The sequence below is a fragment of the Alloalcanivorax dieselolei B5 genome (genome assembly GCF_000300005.1).
Classification (GTDB): domain Bacteria; phylum Pseudomonadota; class Gammaproteobacteria; order Pseudomonadales; family Alcanivoracaceae; genus Alloalcanivorax; species Alloalcanivorax dieselolei.
Map to the genome: position 1 here is coordinate 721214 of NC_018691.1, position 22910 is coordinate 744123.

Sequence of the window (22910 nt, forward strand, 5' to 3'; positions counted from 1 at the left end):
AACAAGAACGGGAGTGCTGTAATGCCTTTTCCTGACTTTTCCCTTCGCTATAGGGGCGGTTTATCCGCCGCTTGCGTACTATCCGCCGCGGTCGCTCTGAGCGCCTGTGGCGGGAGTTCCTCCTCCAACCGATCCTCGGTTTCCTACAACGCCACCATCGAACGGACCACTCAGGGTATCCCCCACATCACCGCGGACGACTATCGTGGTCTCGGTTATGGCCACGGCTATGCCATTGCCGAGGACAATCTTTGTGTGCTGGCGGACGCTTATGTGACCTTCCGCGGAGAACGGTCACGGTATTTCGGTCCGGACGAACCGGCGGCGGTGATGGGGACTTTCGGTTCCCCGTCGAACCTGGAAGCGGATTTCTTCTTCCGGTTTGTTGTCAATGACCAGGCGGTCGAGGACTTCATGGCGGAGCAGCCGCGGGAGATGCGTGACCTGTCCGATGGCTTCGCCGTCGGCTACAACCGCTACCTGAATGAAATCCAAGCCGGCCAGCATACCGGTCGCCATGCCGATTGCCGTGACGCGGAATGGCTTGGCGAAATCGATGAAAAAGCCGTATTTCGTCGTCTGGTGGCGTTGAATCTGGCGGCCAGTTCCGCCAACTGGGTCGAGGAGATCACCGCCGCCATGCCACCTTCGGCGGCGCCGCAGCGTCTGCGTAACCCTTCCCTTGAAAGCGACGGCGGGATCAATCTGGATCCGGAGCGGTTCCAGCTTGGGCGCCAGTTCGGCATTGGCAGTAACACCTATGCCTTTGGTGGCGAAGCCACCCAGAATGGCCGCTCGCTCAACTTCGGTAACCCCCATTGGTATCTGGAAGGCGTGGATCGCTTTTATCAGATGCACATGACCTTGCCGGGCAAGCTCGATGTGGCCGGGGTTTCCATCATCGGCGCGCCCATGGTGCTGTTGGGTTTCAACAACAATGTGTCCTGGTCGCATACGGTTTCCACCGCGCGGCGGTTCACGCTTTATCGCCTCGCTTTGAAGGACGGCGACCCGACCACCTACATCAAGGATGGCGCGGAACAGCCCCTGCAAGAGGAAACCATCACCGTTCAGGTGCTGCAGGAGGACGGTTCTCTGGCGCCGGTGTCCCGCACGCTTTATCGTTCCGAATATGGGCCGATGATCAATCTGTCATCCCTGCATCCAGCGCTGGCCTGGGACACCAATCAGGCGTTCACATTGCGCGACGTGAACCTGGAAAACACCCGTTCCTTCAAGAACTTCTTCGCCTTCGGCCATGCCGGTTCGCTGGACGAGTTTGTGGCCAGCATCAAGCAGTACGTGGGCATTCCCTGGGTGAATACCTCCGCCATTGGCCGCGACGATGAGCGTGCGCTGTATTCCGATATCACCGCGGTGCCCAACGTACCGGACAGCATGTTGGCGGGCTGTCTGGTGCCGACCCTGGGACCGGTCATCCTGCAGGCGGTACCCGGTCTGCCATTATTGGACGGCAGCCGTTCCGAGTGTGACTGGAAAACCGACTCGGATTCCGTCGCGCCGGGGACTTTTGGTCCGGCCAACCTGCCGGTACTGCTGACCACGGATTACATCGCCAACATGAACGACAGCTACTGGCTGAGTAATCCGGACCAGCCGCTGACCGGTTACGCCGGCATCATGGGTCAGGAAGACTATGAGCAAAGTCTGCGTACCCGTATGGGGCACATGATGGTGGAAGACCGCAAGGTGGGCACCGATGGCCTCGGCACGGCCGGCGCCAGCAGTGAGACGGTTCGGGAGATGGTGCTGAACAGCCGCAACCTGAGCGCGGAGTTGCTCAAGGATGACGTTTTGTCCACGGTGTGCGGGACCGCCAGCGGTAACGAGGAGACCGCCTGTGACGTGCTGACCGTCTGGGACAACACCGGCAACCTGGATGCCGCTGGTGTTCACATCTGGAGCGCGTTCTGGCTCAAGATCCGCAACCAGGACGATCTTTATGCCACCCCGTTCAACCCGGAAGATCCGGTGCACACGCCCAATGGTCTGAATACCGGTAACGCCGATGTGGTCGCGGCGGTGGATGCCGCTTTCTCCGAAGCCGTACAGGAAGTGGTGGATTCTGGCGTGCCTCTGGGCGCCACCGTCGCGGACTGGCAGAAGTACGCCAAGGCCGGCACCGACATCCCGCAGTATGGCGGTGAGGGTTATGAAGGCTACTTCACGGTGCTGCGCAACACCTATATGCATGTGGTGGATTTCCCGGAAGGCGAGCCGGTGCGGGCCTACACCATGCTCACCCATGCGGTGACCACGGATCCGGCCAGCCCGTATTACAGCGAGGCCACCGAGGATTATTCAGAGAAGAAGTGGCTCGAGTTCCCGTTCACCGAGGAACAGATCAGGCAACAGAGTATCTCCATCACCGAACTGAGCCAGTAAAACGCGGCGGCGCGGACGGATCGACCGTCCGCGCCTCGCTGCCTCCCGCCATCGAGGGCACGGGGCTGTACGTGGGCGTTCCCGCAAAGGCGTAACGCCGATCAGCGTCCCTGATGGTGGGCAATCGTGTTTCCCTCTGAATGAGATGAAGTAAAAAAACGGTCGCGCCGTCCGCGTCCCGCGCTTCCTGGTGGGGGCTTTGATAGACTTGGTCAATAATTCGGATTGGGTGAATGATCCGATCGGGAATCGCGGCAAGAGGAACTCGGCTTGGACGTATTGAATGAGCTGTCCCAGGCTCTGGACGGCGTATTGATCCGCTTGCGCCGGGAGTTGCGCGACGGGTTGCGTCGCGAGGGAATCCGCTTGCCACCGCCGGCGGTGCAGGTGCTGTTGCTGCTGCAGCGGCGCGGGGCGATGGGGATGCGCGATGTGGCGGTTTGCTCCGGCAGGGACAAGGGGCAATTGACCAGGTTGGTAACCGCTTTGGTGGACGCGGGATTGGTGGAACGCCAGGTCAATGATCTGGATCGCCGTGCCGCCAGGGTCTCGCTGACCGCCAAGGGCTTGAGCACCGCCTCCCTCTGCGCCCGCATTGAGCGGCGTGCGTTGCACCATCTCTGTGAGCCGTTATCCGCTTCCGATCAGGCCTCCCTGACGCGGTTACTGCGCCGTTGTCTGCAGGATGACGAAGGCTGAATGTCATGCCGGCGGGGCCAAACCGTGGGGGACGTCTTGTTGACCTTCCCGGCCTTGCTTAACCTTTAATCCGTTATCGCGTCGGCGCCCGTCAGGAGCGGGCGGACAGCCACAGGTGAGGAGCGTCCAGGTGTCATCCGGAATCATCAAAAGCAATGGTATGGAGCTGTACTACGATGCCCGCGGGCCCGAGGACGGCGAGCCGATCCTGTTCATCATGGGATTATCCGCCCAGTGGGTGTTCTGGCCGGAGGCGCTGCTGGATGATCTGGCGCGCCGCGGTTACCGGGTGATCGCTTTTGATAACCGGGACGCGGGCATGTCCACCGCCATTCGTGCGCCGATCCGGCAGGGACCGGTGGGCGCGATGGCGCGCTACATGCTGGGGATGCCGGTGGCGGCGCCGTACACCCTGGTGGATATGGTGGCGGATACCGTGGGCCTGCTGGACGCACTCGGAATTGCCAAGGCGCATTTGGTGGGCGCTTCCATGGGCGGCATGATCGCGCAACTGACCGCGGCAACCCAGGTCAGCCGGGTGCTCAGTCTTACCTCGATCATGTCCAGCAACAACAGCCCGTTCCTGCCGCCACCGAAACCGGCGGCGCTGAAAACCCTGGTGGCGCCCAAGGTGCAGGTGGAAACACTGGATCAGTATCTGGCGTTTGGCCGTGACATGATGAGCAGGATCGGCGGCACCCTGCCGCAGGATCAGGAGGATCTGGAGCGGGCGTTCCGGCAGAGCTGGGAACGCGGCTTGAATCCGCGCGGTATCCGTAATCAATTCATGGCCATTCTCGCCACCGGCAGCCTCAATCGGTATTTGCGCCGGGTCCGCTGCCCGGCGCAGATCATTCACGGTGGCAGTGATCCATTGATCCGTCCCGCCGGCGGCAAGGCCTCGGCCAAGGCGATTCCCGGCGCCCGTCTGGCGATTCTGGAAGGGATGGGCCATGACCTGCCCCCCGCCGTGTTGCCGCGTGTCGGGGAGCTGATTGCCGCCACCGCGCAGCGCGCCGGGGCGTCACGCCCGTTGGGTGGGGAAGGTGAGCACCTGGCGGATGTCGCGATATCCGTGGATGGCCATCAATAGCCGTTCGACCCCCATGGCCACGCCACTGCAGGGCGGCAGGCCAGCTTGCAAGGCGGCCAGAAGATGCGGGTCCGGTGCCATGGCGCGGTCACCGTGCCCGGCACGCTCTTGGTTGTCGGCGGCGAAGCGCCGGGCCTGCTCGCCGGCGTCGGTCAATTCCTGATAGCCGTTGGCCAGTTCCAGGCCGCCGTGGTAAATCTCGAAGCGCCGTGCCACCGGCACACCGTCCTCATCTTCCCGCACCTGAGCCAGCGCCGCCGCCCAAGCGGGGAAGTCGGTGACCACGGTGAGCGTGGTCGGATCCAGCGCGGTTTCCACTCGTGTCGCCATCAGGAAGTCCACCGACTGACGGTGATCCAGACCTGGCGGCGCGCCGGCCTCGACGGCGGCGGCCACCAGCGCCGCTGGCGGGCAGGTCAGCGGATCCAGCCCGGTGACCTCGGCGAACAGGCGCCGGAAGGGGCGGATCACATTGGGCCGCCGGAGCCACTGACCCAACAGCGCCAGACATTCGTCGATCAGTTGTTCCAGGGAGAAACCGGGCCGATACCACTCCAGCATGGTGAATTCCGGATTGTGGCGCGGGCCGGACTCACCGTGGCGGAACACCCGGGACAGCTGATAGATCGGGCCGCTGCCGGCGGCCAGCAGCCGCTTCATGTGGTACTCCGGCGAGCTTTGCAGCCAGCCGTAGCCGGGCACTTCGATGCAGTGGATGTGCGGGTCAGTGACGCCATGAGCGGCCAGTGCCGGGGTTTCCACCTCCAGCACGCCATGGGCATCAAAAAAAGCGCGCACCGCTTGAAGCAGGGCGGCACGCGCTTTCATGGCCTCCGGGGAGGCGGCGGGTTGCCAGATCCGGGGCGGCATGGTTATCCGGCGTCAGGACACGGCCAGGCGGGGCTCAGCCTTTGATCCGGCCGACGTATTCGCCGGTCCGGGTGTCCACCTTGACCACCTCGCCCACCTGTACGAACAGCGGTACCCGGACCACCGCGCCGGTGGTGAGGGTGGCGGGCTTGCCGCCGGTACCGGCGGTGTCGCCTTTCAGGCCGGGATCGGTTTCCACGATTTCCAGTTCGACGAAGTTGGGCGCGGACACCGACAGCGGCTCACCGTTGTACAGGGTGATTTCGCACAGGTCTTCTTCCTTCAGCCACTGCTTGGCGTCGCCCACGGCGGCGGCATCGGCGGCTTTCTGTTCGAAGTTCTGCGGATCCATGAAGTGCCAGAATTCGCCATCGCTGTAGAGATACTGCATCTCCACGTCCATGACGTCGGCGCCTTCCAGGCTGTCCCCGGACTTGAAGGTCCTTTCCCAGACCTTGCCGGATTTCAGGTTGCGCAGTTTGACCCGGTTGAATGCCTGGCCCTTGCCGGGCTTGACGAACTCGTTCTCGATGATGGAACAGGGGTCCCCATCAAGCATCACTTTCAAGCCGGACTTGAATTCACTGGTAGAATAGTTGGCCATAAACCCTTTCCGTTGATTCAGGAATCTTTCGATGGCGTTACAAAGGTTGGCCATGATAACGCAGGAGGCCGACGGTTGGCAGGTGCCAGAGTGGCGTCGGCAGCAGGCGGACCTGGTTACCGACCTGGACCAACTCTGCGAGCTGCTGGAACTGGACCGTGCCGAACTGGCCGACGGGGCCGACCCGGACAGTGATTTTCCCCTGCGGGTGCCACGGGCCTATCTGGACCGGATCGAAAAGGGCAACCCCGCGGACCCGCTGCTGCGGCAGGTGCTCGCGCACCGGGATGAACGCCGGGAGGTGCCCGGTTACGGGCCGGATCCGCTGGATGAGAGTGTACATACGCCGGTGCCGGGGGTGCTGCACAAGTACCACGGGCGTGCCTTGCTGGTGGTGACCGGCGCCTGCGCGGTGCATTGCCGCTATTGTTTTCGCCGCCATTTTCCCTATCAGACCCATCTCAGCGGCGGACGCTGGCGGGCGGCACTGGACTGGCTGGCGCGACGCGAGGACATTCAGGAGGTGATTCTCAGTGGCGGGGACCCGCTGACCCTGAGTAACGGCCGGTTGCGGCAGTTGCTGGATGAACTGGCGGCCTTGCCGCATCTGCGCCGGCTGCGTGTGCATACGCGCACGCCGGTGGTGCTGCCGGCCCGGCTGGATCAGGAACTGATCGAGTTGCTGGCCCGGCCGCGCTGGCGCACCACCATGGTGTTTCATGCCAATCACGCCCGGGAGATTTCGCCACAGCTGGCGGTGGCCTGTGCCGGTCTTGGCGCGGCGGGGGTCACCCTGCTGAACCAGGCGGTGTTGCTGGCCGGCGTGAACGACAACAGCGATGCCCTGGTGGCCTTGTCCGAGGCGCTGCACGAGGCCCGTGTGCTGCCCTATTACCTGCATCAACTGGACGCGGTGGCTGGCGCGGCTCACTTCGCCGTGGATGACCAGCGGGCTCTGGCGCTGGTGCGGGAAATGCGCGGGCGCCTGCCGGGCTTCCTGGTGCCGCGGCTGGCGCGTGAAGAGCCCGGGGAGGACGCGAAAACCGTATTGGCGGGGTGAAGGGAATGCGGAGCGTGATTGATTTTACATTTTCTCTTTATTCAATTAAATTCTGTGACTTGTGTCACAAATAATCATTGAATCGGCCCCCGGATTCTAAGGAACCTCCGAATCAAGGGCCCCGAATTATTGGGGAAGCACCGTCATGGATGAGGTCATCTGGACCATACCGGCCGAGGAACGCGCGCCGGACCTGGATCGCTTGCCGTTCGCCAATCACCGCCCCCGCCGTCTGGCCGCCTGGCTGGCAACGTTGCCCATGGAGGAACCCCTGGAAAGCGCGGAGCGCTTGGCCGTGGTGCTTTCCGATCTCTGCCGCCTGCGGGCCGAGGCCCCGTTGCGGATGACTCTGCTGGAACTGTGCCGGCCGCGGGTCCGGCAATGCCGCCAGGCCCTGGACAGCTACCTGCTCAACCTGCCGTTGTCGCCACGGGGCGCCGATCTGGACACGCTGTACCTGGGCGTGCGCCTGCATGATCGCCTGGCGCTGGGGTATCAGGGCGTGGCGCGTTCGGCTCTGGTGGGCCGGGGACTGCCGTCGCGGCAGGCGGCGGCCGTGGCATTGCAGCGAACCCTGGAGCAACTGGGGCACGCTCTGTTGCTGTATCTGCTGCTGCATCGCCCTCCCGAGCCGGGATTGTGGCGGCGCTTGCACCGCCTCTACGCGGTAGCCGAGCATCAGGGGCTGGCGGCTGTGGCGGTGGACGACGTGGACTGGCCGGGACGGGAAACCTCGGTGGCGGTGACCTACGGCCGCCTGGTGTTGCTGGCCAGCGCTCAACCGGGGTCCTTGTCACGGTCGGCGGTGCTGGCGCTGTACCGGGCCGCCGCGCAATGGGCGCGCTGGCTGACTCTGGAGCCGCTGGAAGGGCAGGCTCTGTTCCGGGTGGACCTGGACTCCGACCGGCCGCCTTCCCGCGCCGATTCCGGCGGCGGCTTCAACACACGTTACTTCGACCCCCGGCCACTGGCCGCGGCCCTGACCCGGCGGGGCGAGGGGGAGACGCGGCGCTTGCATGATCATTTGCGTTGGGCCTGGGAGCCGGAGCCCGTGTCCAGGGCATCGACGCAGGATTGCGGCTGATCCCTTTCCATACGATCGAAGTATCGTTTTGGAGAACCCGAAAGGGTCAGGCACAATAGCTTGTCTACGAATAATGGATGAGTACCTGCGCCGATGAGTTACGCTCTCGATACCCTTCGCCTGCTGATCGCGCACGATTCCCAGGACGACGCGGAACAACTGATGAATGCCCTGCGCAATGCCGGGCGCGCCACCCGGGCTCACCTGGCCCTGAACGACGACGATCTGGTCCGGGCCCTCAAGGGCGGTACCTGGGAACTGATGCTGTGCCGGCCCCGTTTTGGTGACGGCAGCTTCGAGCGGGCGCTGGAACACATCAACCGCCTCGGGCGGGCCCTGCCGGTGGTGCTGCTGTGCGATGACTACTCCGCGGACCGGGTGCGCACCGCCATGGCGGCGGGCGCCAGGGCGGTGGTGCCGGTGGACGACCGCGAATTGCTGATGCTGATGGTGGATCGGATGATCGAGTTCCTGCGTCTGCGCCGGGAACTGCAGCACTCGGAGATCATTCGCCATGAGGCGGAGAAGCGGCTGGCACTGCTGATGGACCAGAGCCGGGACGCCATCGCCTACGTCCTCGACGGCATGCACATCCACGCCAACGACAACTATGTCTCGATTTTCGGCTATCAGGGCGCCGACGACCTGGCCGGCGTGCCGATCATGGACCTGATCTCCGCCAGTGACCACGCCCGCCTGAAGCAGCTGCTGCGTGGCCGCGCCGCCGACGCCAGCCAGACCGACGAACTGCAATGCCGAGGGCTGCGCACCGACGGCGAAGAGTTCGACGCGACTTTTGTGTTCTCCCCCAGTACCTATGACGGCGAGACCTGCACCCAGATCGTCATTCGCGTCAGTGAAGTGGATGAAAGCGCGATCCAGGCGCGGCTGGACGAGATCGTGCAGACCGATCAGGTCACCGGCCTGTACAGCCGTTCCTGGTTCATGGAGCAGTTGGATCAGGCGGTCGGTGACGCGGTACGCCAGGGCCAACTGGCGGCGGTGTTGTATTTGCGCGTGGATGATTTCGAGCAGCACCAGTCCGCTTTGGGCATGGAGGATGCGGACCAGGTGCTGCGGGCGGTGGCGGACTGGCTGCGCCGGCACTGCGCCGACGCCAAGCTGGCGCGCATGGACGGTGAGGATTTCGCCGTGCTGCGGCCGGTCAACGACATCGACGAGGCCCGCGCCATGGCGGAGTCCTTGTGTGCCGGCATCGCCGGGCTGATGCCGGAAGTGGCTTCCCGTACCGTTCATATCAGTGCCAGTGTCGGGCTGGCCTTCGCCCGTGAGGACGCCCATAGCAGCCATTCGATCCTGACGCTGGCGTTGAAATGCTGTCACCAGGCCCAGCGCGAGAACGGCGGCACGGGCAATGCGGTGAAGGTGCACGATCCCATGGACGACGTCGCTTCCGGGTCACAGGAAGCGATCGTGCTGAGTCTGCGCGAAGCGTTGGAACACAACGGTTTCCAACTGCGCTATCAACCTCTGATGAACCTTGACGATGATCGCGAGCAACTGTTCGAGGTGTTCGTGCAGATGCCGCAACGTCAGGGTGAGCCGTTGGCCGCCGCTGAGTTCATGCCGGTGGCGGCGGAAATGGGCATGGCCGGACGGGTGGATCGCTGGATCATACTGAACGCCATGCGCGCCGCCGCCGCGCAATCGCGGGTGCCGGGGCTGTTGATCAACCTCAGTGGCTTTTCGGTGGGCGAGGCCGGTCTGGTGGACTGGCTGGCCAAGGCCTTGCGCGCGGCACGGTTGCGCCCGGCCCAGGTTACCTTCCAGCTTACCGAAGGGGACGCGGTCAATCATCTGAAGCAGGCGGCGGCGTTCGGCCGGGACCTTCGCAAACTGGGCTGTGGTCTGTCGATCAGCCGTTTCGGCGGCAGTCTGGACCCGTTCAAACTGCTCGAACATCTGCCCGCCAGCATGGTCAAGTTCGAGGGGTCCTTCACCCAGGAACTGGGCAAACCGGAAAGCCGCGACCGCTTCGCTGAACTGGTCAAGCGGGCCGGGGAAAAGGGCTGCCGCACCGTGGTCGGTTTCGTCGAATCCGCCGCGCAGATGCAGGCACTGTGGACCCTGGGCGGGGTGGATTACCTGCAAGGTTATTACCTGCAGGCGCCCACCGAGGAGTTGCTGGTGATGGAAGCCGAGGGGGAGTAGGTCCGGGAATCGCGGCTCACGCGCCGGATCAGCCTCGCCGGCCGGCCTGATCGCGGGCGAACTGCCAGGCGATGCGGCCGGAGCGGGCGCCGCGGGTGCGGGACCACAGCACCGCTTCGTCGCGCAACGCCGCCGCGTCCTCATCGTTGAAACCGAAGTAATGCAGCCAGTGGTCCACGGCGCGCAGATAGTCGTCCTGGGTAAAGGGATAAAAACTCAGCCATAGCCCGAACCGCTCCGACAGCGACACTTTTTCCTCGGTGGTGTCGCCGGGATGAATCTCACCGTTCTCGCCGGGGCGGGCCTCCAGGTTCTCGCTCATCTTTTCCGGCAGCAAATGACGCCGGTTGGAGGTGGCGTAAATCAGCAGGTTGGCGGCGGCACCGGTCAGCGAACCGTCCAGGGCGGTCTTCAGTGCCTTGTAACCGCCTTCGCCTTCCTCGAAAGAGAGATCATCGCAAAACAGGATGAAGCGTTCCGGGCGCTGACGGATCAGGGCTACCACCTGGCGCAGATCGGCGAGATCTTCCTTGTCGATTTCGATCAGGCGCAGCCCTTCATCGTGGAACGCCTGCAGGCAGGCCTTCACCAGCGACGACTTGCCGGTACCCCGGGCACCGGTGAGCAGCACATTGTTGGCGGGCCGGCCGGCGACGAACTGCCGGGTGTTGCGTTCAATCGCCTGCCGTTGGCGGTCCACGTTGCGCAGATCATCGAAGCGGATCAGCGCGGGATTCTCGATCGGCACCAGGCGGCCGCCACCAAAGGGGCCCTGACGCCGTTCCCAGCGATAGGCCGGGGCGTCTTCGGGAAAGGTCACCGTAGCGGTGCCGGTGGCGGTTTCCAAAGCGTGGGCGATGCGTTCGAGCTGACCATGCAAAGCGGTCAGCAGCGCCTGGTTGGACGAGGGTGAATCCTGAGACATGGTGACTCCGTCAATGGGGCTAGGATGAAACTCCTATGATGGCGCGGATTGGTCTGAGGCTCTTACCTGAAAACCGCCTAATACTAGCGCGAATACGACAGACAAACTTCCCCGTCGGCGCTATTCTGAGCCGGTTCGACAACCGTGCAGAATCACTCAGGAAAACGCCAAGGAACAAGATGTCGATCTGGAAACTGCCCGCTGCTCTGATCATGGTGGCGATGGTAACGGGCTGTGGCCCGTCCGATAACCCGTCCGCGGATGATTCAGCGGATGCGGCCTCCGACAATGCCATCATGAACAATGCCACCACCAACCACGCCGCCACGGATAATCAGGCCGGCTCTTCCGGCCGGAACGCGCCGGTGTTGGATACCGGCACCGAGGAATCCCTGCAACAGTCCTTGGACCGGGTGCGTTCGTCACTGCCGGAAGACCTGCGTATCGAGTTCGACCAGTCGGTGAAGCTGATTATGGATGTGGAGCCGCAACGATTGCATGGCATGACCGCCGAGCAGGTGCTGGCGGCCGGGCGCGAATTACACCAGCGGACTAACGGCGGCTGAGGACGGCTGGTGCCGGTCCTGGGAACGTTGAGCCCGCAGGTAGGCCGGCTCCTGTTGTGCTCGCTGCCAATAGGCGCTGACGCGTGGCGGGAAGTACTGGGACAGGTCGAGCCGTTGGGCCAGTAACAGGGCATAGGCCACGGAAATGTCGGCGCCGGTGAAGCGGCCGGCGCACAGCCATTCGCGGTCGCTCAAGGCCCGCTCCACGCCTTTCAAACGCGACAGGAACCAGCGCGTATAATCCTCCGCCACTCGCGGCAGTCGCCGTTCTTCCGCTTCCAGTTGGGTGTAACGCAGCACCAGCGTCTGCGGGAAAGTCAGCGTGGCCTCGCCAAAGTACAACCAATTGATCCAGGCGCCGTATTCGGGATGGTCCGCCGGCAGCGCCAGTGACGAATCCGCTCCGTAGCGGCTCACCAGATAATGGACAATGCCCGAGGACTCGGTCATGCGCGTGTCGCCGTCCACCAGCAGGGGAATGGTGCCGAGCGGGTTTTCCTGCAAGTAATCCGGGCATTCGACACGCGGTGGGAACGGCATCATGTTCAGTTGGTACGGCAATTCAAGCGCTTCCAGCGCCCACAGGCAGCGGAACGAGCGGGCGTTGTGGCAGTGGTAAAGAGTGATCATCGGGGAGGCTCCGTGATTTTGTATTCGGCCAGCACTTCATCGGTGTGCTGGCCCAGGTGCGGTGCCGGCCGGGCCGGCCGTGGTGCCCGCGCACTGAAACGGGTGGGCAGCGGCATTTCCACGTAATCCCCTTCGCTGGGGTGGCGGCGGCGCTGGAACAGGCCGGTGGCCCACAAATGCTGGTCTTCCAGAACGCGATCAAAGGGACACACCGGCATGGCCGGAATCGACGCCGTCCGGCACAGTGTCATCCATTCAGCGGTGGTTTTTTGTGGCGTGCGTTGCGCCATTTCCTTGTAGAGCAGGGAGATGTTGGCGCGGCGCTCGGGCTGGCCGCTGAACTCCGGCCGTTCGGTGAGCTCTGGACAGCCGAGCAGATCCAGCAGGGTCAGCCAGCAGTGATCGTTGTGGGGGACGATACTGATGTGGCCGTCGGCGGTGGGAAAAGGATTGCGGTGCGGGTCCAGTTGCCGGAAATAACCGGCTTCCTCGCTGGTGGGCGGCTGAAACGTCTGGCCGAATAAATGTTCCTGAAACAGAAACTGGGTGAAGGTCTCGAACATGGGGATCTCCACCTGCTGGCCTTCGCCGCTGCGCAGCCGGTGCACCACCGCCGCCAGTACCGCCTGGCTGGCGTACAAGGCGCCCACCTTGTCGGCGATCACCGAAGGGACATAGCGGGGCCGGCCGTCGCCGTCGTAGCGGCCGACCAGATCGGTCATGCCACTGGCGGCCTGGATCACGTCATCGTAAGCCTGCAAGCCGGCATAGGGGCCACCGGAGCCGAAGCCGACACAGTGGGCATAAATGATGTCCGGGCGCAGCGCTTTGACGCTGGCATAGTCGAAGCCGAGGCGGGCGATGGCGTCGGCGCGCACGTTATGAATGAAGACATCGGCGTCGCCCAGCAGGGCCGCCAGCGCGCGCCGGCCCTGCTCCTGTTTCAGATCCAGCACCACCGACCGTTTGCCGCGATTGGTGGTCACGAACGCCGGCCCCATGCCCGGTGTTTTCGCCGGATTGCCGGCGATACGCATGAGATCTCCGGCGGGCGCCTCGACCTTGATCACGTCGGCGCCCAGATCGGCGAGCATCTGTGTGCAATAAGGGCCGAAGATCATCGTCGTCATGTCGATGATGCGTACGCCCTCGAGCATGGTCTGGGACATTGTGGCTCTCATCCAGGTATTGTGATGCCAAAGTGCAGAAGATCGTTTTCGCCCGGCATGGCTTCGCCGGCAGCGCCGATGGGGCTGTTTTCGGGGTCGAGCAGGGTGTCCAGGGTGGCGCGATCGGTGCCTGGAACCCGTGCCATCACGCGTTCGCCGGCCGGCGTCAGAGCCAGCACCACGGCGTAATCCACCTCGCCGGCACGGTTGAACAGCGCGGTGAACGTCTCCAGCGTGGCTGGTCCCTGATAGTGTTCGCGCAGCGGCGGCACCGGTCCGCGGCGGGCATCGGCTTGCGCCTGCACGCTGTAGTCCTCGGCCAGTGGTGCCGGTGGTGGCCGGTTGGAAAGCACCACGGCATGGTGTTTGGTGACGTATTCGCCCTGGCCGTAGAGCAACCCCTCGCCCGGGGCGCTGTCGCGCAGGTGGCGCACCATGGCGGCGGCGGCGTGGGTCATGTAGTTGTTCATTGGCGCGCCGAAAAAACTCAGACCGCCGGTCACGCTGGGCGCGAAATCCTCGTCCAGACCGAGAGTGCGGCGGGCCATCTTGGGCACGCAGGGGAAGCAGCTGTACAACTCCAGATGGCGGAAGCCACCGACGTCGCCGCCGGCCCACTGCAGCACGGTTTCCAGTACCGTGTCCTGGGCGTGGGAGCGGTGGAACTGATCCCGTTGCAGATAATCCTCCGGCTCCACCGCCGCCGCTCCGCCCCAAAGGTGGATCCAGCGCTCCTCGGGAATCCCCATTTCCCTGGCCACGGCGGCGCTGGTCAGCAACAGGGCGGCGCCCTGATTGACCATCGGATTGGCCACCTGCCACTTGGTGTAGGGCCAGGCCACCGCCCGGTTTTCCGCTGTCGGGGTGATGATCTCCTCGGCGCTCGGGGTGCGCTCGGACCAGGTATAGGGATTGTCCGCCGCGATGCGGGCCATTCGCGCCCACAGTCGGCCGGATTCCTCCATGGCCGCGCGGGGCGTCTGGCCATAGCGGTGAGGCAGGGCGTTTTCGTAGAACGGATACACCGTTGGCGGCATCAGAATGCCGTGTTTGAGCGACAGCGGATGCAGAATGTCCTTGCCGCGCCGCACCTTCGGCGCCGGATCGCGCGGGGGCCAGGGCAGATCCAGATTCTGTTTCGCCGCCCGTTCCGTGGTGTGCCGGGATTCGGCGCCGACCACCGCCGCTACCCGGCATTCACCCCGTGCGATGGCCAGGGCGGCCTGATGGAGGTAGCGCAACGGCGATTCCCCGCCCATGGGACCGAGTACCACCCGTTGCGGCTGCCGCCCCAGGCGCTGGCACAATTGCGCCTCGGTGTCCGGATAAGGCCAGGACAACTGATAAACGATGTCGACGGAATCCAGTTGATCGAGCAGGGCGACGCCGCTGTCCTGTTCGGCCCGACGCAGGGCATGCTCCATCAGCGCCAGCGGTTCCAGTCCCCGCTCCAGTTGTTGCGGCTGATCGGTGATTTCACCCACGCCCACAAGGACGGGAAGACAGCGCGGGTCGGGACTGCTCATGTAGAATCCTTTGTTTCGATGTGGCTTGGGCGACGGCCCCAGCAAATTCATGCTTGAGTGTTCCTCAGTGAGGATTGGGGATATTCGTCGATTCAGACGAAATTGCAGCAAACCGGACCTTTCATCCGGCGGCGTCCGATTGTGCCGGCGTTTACCCTGTTCACGCCGCCCCCCTATACTTTCCGCAATCCCACCTCCCGCGGCCCCGCGATGGCGTGGGCCTATCATGAGACCCTGTCTCCGGCGGTACTTGCATGACACAGCTGTTCAGCAAAAACGATAAGAGCGGGCTGACCCGCGACCTGATCGAAGCCCTGTTTCCCATGTTCGAGCAAGCCAGCGCAGGGGGCATCGCGGTGGACCGGCAGGCGCGGATTACCTGGATCAACGCCAGCTACGCTTCGCTGCTGGGCATCGAAGATCCGGCGGCGGTGATCGGTGAACCGGTACGCCGGGTGATTCCCATGACGCGCATGCCGGAGGTGGTGGAAACCGGCCGTCCCCTGTTGCTGGACATCATGGAATACGAATCCCAGCAACTGGTGGTGACGCGGCTGCCTTACTTCGACGACAGCGGCAAGGTCATGGGCGCGGTGGCGTTCGTGTTGTACGACGATCTGCAGCCGTTGACGCCGCTGGTCAGCAAGTACCGCCGTTTGCACCAGGATTTGGTGGCGGCCCGCAAGGCGCTGGCGAAAAAAAATCGCGGTACCCGTTACAGCCTGGGGGATTTCGTCGGCGCCAGCCCGGCGGCTCTCGAGGTCAAGCGTCGGGCCCGGCTGGCCGCGGGGCGGGACATGCCGGTGCTGTTGCTGGGGGAAACCGGCACCGGCAAGGAAGTGCTGGCCCAGGCCATCCACGCTCTGTCGCGACGGGCGGAGCGTCCCTTCGTCGGCGTCAATGTGGCGGCGATACCGGAAAACCTTCTGGAGGCGGAGTTCTTCGGCGTGGCGCCCGGCGCCTACACCGGCGCTGACCGGCGTACCCGGGACGGCAAATTCCAATTGGCCAATGGCGGCACTTTGTTTCTGGATGAAGTGGGCGACATGCCACTGGCGCTGCAAGCCAAGCTGTTGCGGGCGTTACAGGAAGGGGAGATCGAACCGTTGGGCTCCAACAAGGTGGCCCGAGTGGACGTGCGGGTGATCGCCGCCACCAGCCGTAATCTGGAAACCATGATGGACGAGGGCCGCTTCCGTTCGGATCTCTATTACCGGCTCAATGTGCTGGAGATCACCATCCCGCCCCTGCGGGAACGCCTGCCGGATCTGGGCGTGCTGTGTGAAGCGATTCTGGAGGATATCGGGGCCGGCCTGGAACTGCGTGCCGAGATCACCGATGCCGCGGTGTCGGCCCTCAGCAGCTATGACTGGCCCGGTAATGTCCGCGAGTTGCGTAATGTGCTCGAACGGGGCCTGACCATGGGGGAGGAAACCGGCCTGCTGGATGCCGACGCCATCTTCAAAGTGCTGCCGCGCAAAAGCGGACGCCTGCAACCGGTGGGGGCGGCTCAACCGGCCCGTCCGCTGGCTCAGGTGCTGGCGGAGGCGGAACACCAGGCCATCGAAGCGGCGCTGGTGGCCAGCCGTGGCAACCGTTCCCGCGCGGCGCGGATACTGGGGATCTCCCGCTCGGCGCTGTATGAAAAGCTGAATAAACTGTCCTGATATCAGGACAGATGTCCATGATTCAGGACAAATTCGTTAGACCTTTGTCTAAAACTGTTCTGAATTCCGGACACTCAAACAAAGAAGAATCACCATAACTTCTCTACCTTATTGTTTTATAAAGGGTTTTCGGGCTGGCACGGTGCCTGCTAGTTGGTGTGCGCAGAAGGTGGGAACAACCACCCCGACAATCGCACAACAACAAGAAGGATTCTTTTCATGTCGCTCAAGCAACAGCTCTCCAATCTCGGGCGCGGCGCCACTTTCGCTGCTCTTTTTTCCGCCACGGTGATGTCCGCCAGTCTGATCAGCGGTCAGGCCGTGGCGGAGGAAAAAATACGCTGGCAGGTACCGCTGGCATTCCCTTCCCACCTGGTGGGTCTGACCACCCCGATCAAATATCTCTCGGACAACCTGAAAGCGATTTCCGGTGGCGATATTCAACTGCGTTACTACGAGCCCGGCGAACTGGTGCCGCCGTTTGAAATCATGGACGCCGTCAGTGAGGGCAAGTACCCGGCGGGCTACACCTGGGTCGGCTACGATCAGGGCACCATTCCGGCTCTGCCACTGTACTCGGGCGCCCCGTTCAACATGGAGCCGCCCGCCTATCTGGCCTGGTACTACGAAGGCGATGGCAAGGCGCTGCTGGAGGAGATCTACGACGCGCGCAACATCCATCCGATGTTGTGCAGCATCATCGGCCCCGAGGGCGCGGGCTGGTTCGCCAAACCGATTACCGAGTTGAAGGACATCGAGGGGCTGCGGATCCGTTTCGCCGGTATCGGCGGCAAGGTGCTGGAGGAACTGGGCGCCTCGGTCACCATGATCCCCGGCGGCGAGCTGTATCAGTCCCTGGAGCGCAAGACCATCGACGCCACCGAGTTCTCCCAGCCGGCCATCGACAAGATGCTGGGCCTGGATCAGATCATCAAGAACTATGTGATGCCCGGCTGGCACCAGACCCTGACCACTTCTCATCTGCTGGTCAACAAGGAAGCCTGGAACAAGCTCAAGCCGGAAAGCCGCGCCTTGATCGAAATGGGTTGTGAATCCGCCGTTCTCAAGGGATTTGCCCAGAGCGAATGGGCTCAGCCCACCGCCCTGCGGGAATACCAGAAGGAAGGCGTCACCGCCCAGACCCTGCCGGAACCGGTGCTGCGCGAATTGGAGAAGGTCACCAACAAGGTGCTCGACGACATGGCCGCCAAGGACGCCATGTTCAAGCGCGTGCTCACCAGTCAGCGTGAGTTCATGAAGCATCACGCCATCTGGCACAGCAAAGGGTATCTGCCGCGGGATTTCTATCAGTACGACTGATCCGACAGTACGACTGACCCGAACCGGATAACCCCCGGGGCAGGCACCGTCCGGTGCCTGCTGATGTCATTTGCTTTCCGATGCAGAGGTGACCGTGACTAACAAGCCTGTTTCCCTTGATGCGGCGGTCGATGCCTTGCCGTACAACCGGCTGTCCTGGTGGCTGGACCGGCTGGTGGCCGGGGTCGGGCGCTGGTGCTCCTGGCTCTGGCTGGCGGTTCTGGCGGTGGTATTAAGCAATGTGTTCAGCCGTTTCGTGATGAACGAAGGCTCCATCGCTCTGGAGGAATTGTCCTGGCACTTTTTCGGCGCCGCCATGATGTTGACCCTGGGCTACGCGGTGGTCCGGGATGACCACGTCAGGGTGGATGTCTTGCGGGAAAAATTCTCCCTGAAAGCCCAGGCGTGGATCGAACTGGTGGCCATCGTATTGCTGGCCTTGCCGATCCTTTATCTGATGATCGATGCCTTGGTGCCCTACGCCTACAAGGCCTACACCTTCAGCGAACGCTCCCAGGCTCCCAGCGGGCTGCCGCACCGGTTCATTTTCAAAAGTGTGTTGCCACTGGGGCTGATGCTGGTGGCCGTGGCGTTGTTCTCCCGGGGACTGCGCTGCGCCACTTTCCTGTTCCGTTTTCCTCGTGAAATCCAGCCCGGCACGGATGAGCGCGACGGCACTCATCCCCACCCCTGATCAAGAGGCATCACTGTTATGGGTCTGGAAGAAACTCTGGTTATCACCATGTTCGCCAGTTTCATGGGACTGCTGCTGTTGGGCTTTCCCGTGGCCTGGGCGCTGGCGGGCGTGGGACTGTTGTTCGCCGTTATTGGCAGTGTATTGGTTCAGTATTTCGACGCCGATCTCTGGTTCACCTGGGCCGGCACCATCGGTGTTCTGGATGCCCGCATCTACGGCATCGTGGCCAATGAACTGATGGTGGCGCTGCCGCTTTTCATCTTCATGGGCATCATGCTGGACCGCTCCGGGATCGCCGAAAAACTGATGCACAGTCTGGTGCGGGTGCTCGGGCCGCTGCGTGGTGGCTACGCGATCACGGTGGTGGTGGTCGGTATTCTGCTGGCGGCGTCCACCGGCATCGTTGGTGCTTCCGTGGTGTTGCTGGGCATGTTGTCGCTGGGGCCGATGATGCAGGCCCAGTACAACAAACCGCTGGCGGTGGGCACTGCCTGTTCGGTGGGAACCCTGGGCATTCTGGTGCCGCCGAGCATCATGCTGGTGTTGATGGCGGATCGGTTGGGCACCTCCGAGGCTTCCGTTGGCAAACTGTTCATGGGAGCCCTGATCCCCGGCATGATGCTGGGGGCGATGTACATTCTCTACATCGTTATCGCCTCCTGGTTGAAAAAAGATCTGGCGCCGGCACCGAAGCATCATGACCGTCTGGACGGACGGGCGGTATGGGATCTGTTCTTGTCGGTGGTGCCGCCGCTGGCGCTGATCATCGCCGTGCTGGGCTCGATCTTTTTCGGTATCGCCACCACCACGGAAGCGTCCGGCGTGGGCGCGGCGGGGGCCCTGTTAATGGCGCTGCTCAGCCGGCGTCTGAATATGACGGTGCTCAAGGACGCGCTTTATCAAACCAGCCGTACCACGGCGTTTATTTTCGGTATTTTCATCGGCGCCACGGTGTTCGCGGCAGTGCTGCGCGGATTGGGCGGCGATGACGTGATTCGCGCGGCGATCACCGGTTTGCCGTTCGGTACCACCGGCATTCTGCTGACCATTCTGCTGGTCACCTTCCTGCTCGGTTTTTTTCTGGACTGGGTGGAGATCACCTTGATCATTCTGCCGCTGGTGGCGCCAGTGGTGTTCTCCCTCGGCGTGGAACCGGTGTGGTTCGCGATTCTGTTCGCGCTGTGTTTGCAGACCTCGTTTTTGACACCGCCGGTGGGATTCGCGCTGTTTTATATCAAGGGCGTGTGCCCGCCGGAGATCACCACACGGCACATCTATCTGGGCGTGTTGCCGTTTATCGCCCTGCAGTTATTGGGCTTGGCCCTGGTGTTCTGGTTCGAGCCCCTGGCCACCTGGTTGCCCAATGAAATCTACGGCGGGCCTTAGGGCTTTAACAGGCATGCAGTAACAGGAGAAATGAATGAGCAACATGGCACCTTCCCCCGTGGTCTGGTCCCCTTCGGCGGACACCCTGGCCAATTGCCAGATGGGACGTTTCAAGACCTGGCTGGAGACGCGGGGATTCGGCCCCTTCGCCGATTATCACGCTTTGCACCAGTGGTCGATCGAGGAGATGGAGCTGTTCTGGCAACAGCTGTGGGACTATTGCGGACTGATCCACGAGGTTCCCGCCGAGCGGGTGCTGGGCGGACGCGGCATGCCCGGCGCCGAATGGTTTCCCGGCATGCGAATGAACTTCGCCGCCAACCTGTTGCGTCTGGCGGAGGGGGAACACGCCGACCGGGAAGCGGTGGTGGCCTATTGTGAAACCCGGCCGGTGCTGCGCAAAAGTTATACGCAACTGAAGGCGGACGTGGGGGCTTTGGAAGCCTTTCTTCGTGCCCGGGGCATCGTTCGGGGGGACCGCGTCGCCGCGGTGGTGACCAACGGTTACGAGGCGTTGGTGGGCATGCTGGCGGCCACTAGCCTGGGCGCCATCTGGAGTTCCGCCTCCCCGGACTTTGGCACAGGCGCCATTCTGGATCGCTTTGGCCAGATCGAACCCGCCGCTTTGATCGTGGTGAACGGTTACGGCTACGGTGGCAAGGTGTTCGCCCGCCAGGAAGACTTCGCCGGGCTGATCGAGGGATTGCCGAGCCTGCGTTGCGTGGTCAGTGTCCAGCAACTGCCGGATCAGCCGGCGGTGGCCGGCGATCGGGTCACGCCCTGGCCGGAGGCGCTGGCGGAAGGCCAAGGCCAGGCGCCCTCGTTCACGCCGTTGCCGCCGGATCATCCGGTGTACATTCTCTATTCCTCCGGGACCACCGGTAAGCCCAAGTGCATCGTCCACGGCGCCGCCGGGTTGCTGGTCAATCACGCTAAGGAACTGATGCTGCATGGCGATGTGGGGCCGGCGGACCGGTTTCTCTACTTCACCACCTGCGGTTGGATGATGTGGAACTGGCAGGCCTCGGCTTTGCTCACCGGCGCCGCCGTCATCACCGTGGACGGTTCACCCGGCTACCCGGATCTGGACATGCTGTGGCGTCTGGTGGCGGACGAGAAGGTGACTCACTTCGGCACCAGCGCGCGCTTCCTGGCGGGATGCCGCAAGGCCGGCCTGACACCGGCAAAGACCCTGGATCTGTCCGCTTTGCGTGTATTGTTCTCCACCGGATCGCCGTTGCTGCCGGAGGATTACGACTGGGTTTATGCCGATGGTGCTCCGAACGTGCTGCTGGGCTCCATTGCCGGCGGCACCGATATCTGCGGCTGTTTTGTCGGCGCCACGCCGCTTTTGCCGGTGCGCCGGGGCGAGATCCAATGCCGCTTCCTGGGCGTGGACGCGGTGGCGTATGGGGAGCACGGCGAGCCGGTCAGCGAAGGCCGGGGTGAGTTGGTATGCCGCCAGCCGCTGCCGTCCATGCCGGTGGCGTTCTGGGGTGACCCTCGGGGCGAGCGTTATCGCGCGGCTTATTTTGAAACCTTCCCCGGAGTCTGGGCCCACGGCGATTTTATTCACTTCACCGAACACGGCGGCGCGGTGATCCATGGCCGTTCCGATGCCACTTTGAATCCCGGCGGCGTGCGCATCGGCACCGCGGAAATCTACCGTCAGGTGGAAACCGAGGAGCGGGTCAAGGACAGCCTGGTGGTGGGCCGCCAGATCGACGGCGATGTGGAAGTGGTGTTGCTGGTGGTGGCGAATGACGGCGGCGACCTGAGCGAGGAACTGATTCAACGTCTGCGGACGAGAATCCGTGAAGGCGCGAGCCCCCGCCACGTTCCCAGGCATGTTATCGCCGTGCCGGATATCCCCTATACCCGCAGTGGCAAGAAGGTGGAGCTGGCGGTGGCCGGGCTGCTCAACGGCGCCGTCCGTGGCGATAACCGCGATGCCCTGGCCAACCCCGAGGCGCTGGATCGGATACGTGACCGCCTGCGTCAGGCGAACCTGTTGCACGGTTAGCGGATCGCGCTGATCGCGGCCGCTAGGGCGGATGACGTTCCAGACCCGGAAGGTCGCGCAGCGTCTGCTCCAGCCAGTCGACGAAGGCGCGGACCTTGGACGAGCGGTGTCGGTGGTGTGCGTACACCACCGACACCGGGCTCGGCGCCGGCCGGTAGTCCGCCAGCACTTCCACCAATTCGCCGCCGTCGAGATGGGGGCGAACGGAGTACAGCGGCGCTTGCACCAGGCCGAAGCCGGACAGGGCGGCACTGATGTAGGCCTCGGAATTGTCCACGGTAAGGCGCCCTTCCGGTTGGCATTCGTGAATCCGGCCGTGCTCGGTGTATTCCCAGGGCAGCGGCCGTCCGGTGCGGCCGGAGTGATAGATGATGACCTGGTGACGGGAAAGGTCCTTTGGCGTTTCCGGCGTGCCATACCGGGCCAGGTAATCGGGCGAGGCGCAACTGATCTCGGTGAGGTAGCCCAGGCGCCGGGCCACCAGACTGGAGTCGGGCAGCTCGCCAACGCGCAGCGCGCAGTCCACACCTTCCTGGACCAGATCCACCAGCCGGTCATTGATGCCCAGTTCCAGATGGATCTCCGGGTAGCGGTCGCAGAATGCCATCAGCCGGGGCAGGATCACCAGCCGCGCGGGCCTGGCCGGCAGATTGACGCGCAAGCGCCCGGACGGCCGGTGGCCATCGGTGAACAGGGCCTCGGTGTCCGCCAGTTCCTCCAGCAGATGAAGGCAGCGTTCGTAGTAGGCGCCGCCGTCCAGAGTCAGGGACACCCGCCGGGTGGTGCGGTGCAGCAGCTGTACACCAAGATGATCTTCCAGTTGCCGCACCGCGGTGCTCACCGTGGCCTTGGGCAGCAACAGGGTTTCCGCGGCCCGGGTGAAATTACCGGCATCCACCACCCGGACAAAGATTTCCATGGCTCGCAAACGGTCCATAAGGCACCAGTTACTGTTCGGTAATCGTGAACAGAGTTAACCATGAATACCGGTTTATCAGCCAGGGTTGAACGAA

At 63.4% G+C, this 22910-nt stretch carries 19 protein-coding genes; 12 read left to right on the forward strand and 7 right to left on the reverse strand.

From position 1 onward, the window contains the following. Positions 1 to 21: 21 nt before the first annotated feature. From B5T_RS03360 to B5T_RS03370, 3 genes are all read left to right on the forward strand, one after another. A complete protein-coding gene (locus tag B5T_RS03360; RefSeq protein ID WP_014993051.1) occupies positions 22 to 2406 on the forward strand; it encodes a penicillin acylase family protein in 2385 nt (794 codons plus the stop codon). Positions 2407 to 2676: 270 nt separating this feature from the next. Next, positions 2677 to 3105 carry a MarR family winged helix-turn-helix transcriptional regulator gene (locus B5T_RS22180; RefSeq protein WP_014993052.1) on the forward strand — a complete coding sequence of 143 codons (429 nt, stop codon included), beginning with the start codon at positions 2677 to 2679 and terminating at the stop codon, positions 3103 to 3105. 130 nt (positions 3106 to 3235) lie between these two features. After that, entirely contained in the window at positions 3236 to 4198 is a 963-nt protein-coding gene (locus B5T_RS03370) for an alpha/beta fold hydrolase (RefSeq protein WP_014993053.1), read from the forward strand. Here the strand turns inward: B5T_RS03370 and epmA are convergent. Both epmA and efp read right to left on the reverse strand, forming a co-directional pair. Beyond that, positions 4130 to 5026, reverse strand: a complete 897-nt coding sequence (epmA, locus tag B5T_RS03375) for an EF-P lysine aminoacylase EpmA (protein WP_237740376.1) — start codon at positions 5024 to 5026, stop codon at positions 4130 to 4132. The two genes, B5T_RS03370 and epmA, sit on opposite strands and share 69 nt — an antisense overlap. A 76-nt stretch (positions 5027 to 5102) precedes the next feature. After that, a complete protein-coding gene (gene efp, locus B5T_RS03380; RefSeq protein WP_014993055.1) occupies positions 5103 to 5672 on the reverse strand; it encodes an elongation factor P in 570 nt (189 codons plus the stop codon). A gap of 52 nt (positions 5673 to 5724) precedes the next feature. On the opposite strand from efp, the gene epmB reads away from it, so the two are divergent. The 3 genes from epmB (at position 5725) to B5T_RS03395 (ending at position 9988) form a co-directional block, all read left to right on the forward strand. Then, positions 5725 to 6732: an EF-P beta-lysylation protein EpmB gene (epmB, locus tag B5T_RS03385; RefSeq protein WP_041717277.1), complete on the forward strand. Its 1008-nt coding sequence runs from the start codon at positions 5725 to 5727 to the stop codon at positions 6730 to 6732. Between the two features lie 145 nt (positions 6733 to 6877). Beyond that, a complete protein-coding gene (locus B5T_RS03390; protein WP_014993057.1) occupies positions 6878 to 7816 on the forward strand; it encodes a hypothetical protein in 939 nt (312 codons plus the stop codon). A 93-nt stretch (positions 7817 to 7909) separates the two neighbouring features. Next, positions 7910 to 9988, forward strand: coding sequence for an EAL domain-containing protein (locus tag B5T_RS03395; protein ID WP_014993058.1), 2079 nt, complete (start codon positions 7910 to 7912; stop codon positions 9986 to 9988). A 28-nt stretch (positions 9989 to 10016) separates the two neighbouring features. On the opposite strand, the gene B5T_RS03400 is transcribed toward B5T_RS03395, so the two are convergent. After that, positions 10017 to 10913 carry an ATP-binding protein gene (locus tag B5T_RS03400; RefSeq protein ID WP_014993059.1) on the reverse strand — a complete coding sequence of 299 codons (897 nt, stop codon included), beginning with the start codon at positions 10911 to 10913 and terminating at the stop codon, positions 10017 to 10019. A gap of 179 nt (positions 10914 to 11092) precedes the next feature. On the opposite strand from B5T_RS03400, the gene B5T_RS03405 reads away from it, so the two are divergent. Further along, positions 11093 to 11479, forward strand: coding sequence for a DUF6694 family lipoprotein (locus B5T_RS03405; RefSeq protein ID WP_014993060.1), 387 nt, complete (start codon positions 11093 to 11095; stop codon positions 11477 to 11479). On the opposite strand, the gene B5T_RS03410 is transcribed toward B5T_RS03405, so the two are convergent. Genes B5T_RS03410 through B5T_RS03420 form a run of 3 tightly spaced genes read right to left on the reverse strand, consistent with a single transcriptional unit; the run spans position 11453 to position 14804 of the window. Next, entirely contained in the window at positions 11453 to 12109 is a 657-nt protein-coding gene (locus B5T_RS03410) for a glutathione S-transferase family protein (RefSeq protein ID WP_014993061.1), read from the reverse strand. The two genes, B5T_RS03405 and B5T_RS03410, sit on opposite strands and share 27 nt — an antisense overlap. Beyond that, on the reverse strand, positions 12106 to 13278 hold the full coding sequence (locus B5T_RS03415) for a CaiB/BaiF CoA transferase family protein (protein WP_014993062.1): 1173 nt from the start codon (positions 13276 to 13278) through the stop codon (positions 12106 to 12108). Before B5T_RS03415 ends, B5T_RS03410 begins: the two co-directional genes overlap by 4 nt. An 8-nt stretch (positions 13279 to 13286) precedes the next feature. Continuing rightward, the gene (locus B5T_RS03420; protein WP_014993063.1) at positions 13287 to 14804 is read right to left on the reverse strand and encodes an acetyl-CoA acetyltransferase; all 1518 of its coding nucleotides are present in this window, start codon (positions 14802 to 14804) and stop codon (positions 13287 to 13289) included. Between the two features lie 254 nt (positions 14805 to 15058). On the opposite strand from B5T_RS03420, the gene B5T_RS03425 reads away from it, so the two are divergent. From B5T_RS03425 to B5T_RS03445, 5 genes are all read left to right on the forward strand, one after another. Next, the gene (locus B5T_RS03425) at positions 15059 to 16471 is read left to right on the forward strand and encodes a sigma-54 interaction domain-containing protein (RefSeq protein ID WP_014993064.1); all 1413 of its coding nucleotides are present in this window, start codon (positions 15059 to 15061) and stop codon (positions 16469 to 16471) included. A gap of 219 nt (positions 16472 to 16690) precedes the next feature. Beyond that, on the forward strand, positions 16691 to 17791 hold the full coding sequence (locus tag B5T_RS03430) for a TRAP transporter substrate-binding protein (RefSeq protein ID WP_014993065.1): 1101 nt from the start codon (positions 16691 to 16693) through the stop codon (positions 17789 to 17791). Between the two features lie 94 nt (positions 17792 to 17885). Further along, positions 17886 to 18485: a TRAP transporter small permease subunit gene (locus B5T_RS03435; protein WP_014993066.1), complete on the forward strand. Its 600-nt coding sequence runs from the start codon at positions 17886 to 17888 to the stop codon at positions 18483 to 18485. An 18-nt stretch (positions 18486 to 18503) separates the two neighbouring features. Further along, positions 18504 to 19874, forward strand: a complete 1371-nt coding sequence (locus tag B5T_RS03440; RefSeq protein ID WP_014993067.1) for a TRAP transporter large permease — start codon at positions 18504 to 18506, stop codon at positions 19872 to 19874. A 34-nt stretch (positions 19875 to 19908) separates the two neighbouring features. Beyond that, positions 19909 to 21897, forward strand: a complete 1989-nt coding sequence (locus tag B5T_RS03445) for an acetoacetate--CoA ligase (RefSeq protein WP_014993068.1) — start codon at positions 19909 to 19911, stop codon at positions 21895 to 21897. Between the two features lie 22 nt (positions 21898 to 21919). On the opposite strand, the gene B5T_RS03450 is transcribed toward B5T_RS03445, so the two are convergent. Beyond that, entirely contained in the window at positions 21920 to 22834 is a 915-nt protein-coding gene (locus B5T_RS03450; RefSeq protein WP_014993069.1) for a LysR family transcriptional regulator, read from the reverse strand. Positions 22835 to 22910: the final 76 nt, after the last annotated feature.

Excerpts from the sequence above, each read along its gene's own strand:
- B5T_RS03360 (WP_014993051.1), top strand. The coding sequence starts at position 22 with ATGCCTTTTCCTGACTTTTCCCTTCGCTATAGGGGCGGTTTATCCGCC.
- epmA (WP_237740376.1), bottom strand. The coding sequence starts at position 5,026 with ATGAAAGCGCGTGCCGCCCTGCTTCAAGCGGTGCGCGCTTTTTTTGAT.
- efp (WP_014993055.1), bottom strand. The coding sequence starts at position 5,672 with ATGGCCAACTATTCTACCAGTGAATTCAAGTCCGGCTTGAAAGTGATG.
- epmB (WP_041717277.1), top strand. The coding sequence starts at position 5,725 with ATGATAACGCAGGAGGCCGACGGTTGGCAGGTGCCAGAGTGGCGTCGG.
- B5T_RS03390 (WP_014993057.1), top strand. The coding sequence starts at position 6,878 with ATGGATGAGGTCATCTGGACCATACCGGCCGAGGAACGCGCGCCGGAC.
- B5T_RS03395 (WP_014993058.1), top strand. The coding sequence starts at position 7,910 with ATGAGTTACGCTCTCGATACCCTTCGCCTGCTGATCGCGCACGATTCC.
- B5T_RS03400 (WP_014993059.1), bottom strand. The coding sequence starts at position 10,913 with ATGTCTCAGGATTCACCCTCGTCCAACCAGGCGCTGCTGACCGCTTTG.
- B5T_RS03405 (WP_014993060.1), top strand. The coding sequence starts at position 11,093 with ATGTCGATCTGGAAACTGCCCGCTGCTCTGATCATGGTGGCGATGGTA.
- B5T_RS03410 (WP_014993061.1), bottom strand. The coding sequence starts at position 12,109 with ATGATCACTCTTTACCACTGCCACAACGCCCGCTCGTTCCGCTGCCTG.
- B5T_RS03415 (WP_014993062.1), bottom strand. The coding sequence starts at position 13,278 with ATGTCCCAGACCATGCTCGAGGGCGTACGCATCATCGACATGACGACG.
- B5T_RS03420 (WP_014993063.1), bottom strand. The coding sequence starts at position 14,804 with ATGAGCAGTCCCGACCCGCGCTGTCTTCCCGTCCTTGTGGGCGTGGGT.
- B5T_RS03425 (WP_014993064.1), top strand. The coding sequence starts at position 15,059 with ATGACACAGCTGTTCAGCAAAAACGATAAGAGCGGGCTGACCCGCGAC.
- B5T_RS03430 (WP_014993065.1), top strand. The coding sequence starts at position 16,691 with ATGTCGCTCAAGCAACAGCTCTCCAATCTCGGGCGCGGCGCCACTTTC.
- B5T_RS03440 (WP_014993067.1), top strand. The coding sequence starts at position 18,504 with ATGGGTCTGGAAGAAACTCTGGTTATCACCATGTTCGCCAGTTTCATG.
- B5T_RS03445 (WP_014993068.1), top strand. The coding sequence starts at position 19,909 with ATGAGCAACATGGCACCTTCCCCCGTGGTCTGGTCCCCTTCGGCGGAC.
- B5T_RS03450 (WP_014993069.1), bottom strand. The coding sequence starts at position 22,834 with ATGGACCGTTTGCGAGCCATGGAAATCTTTGTCCGGGTGGTGGATGCC.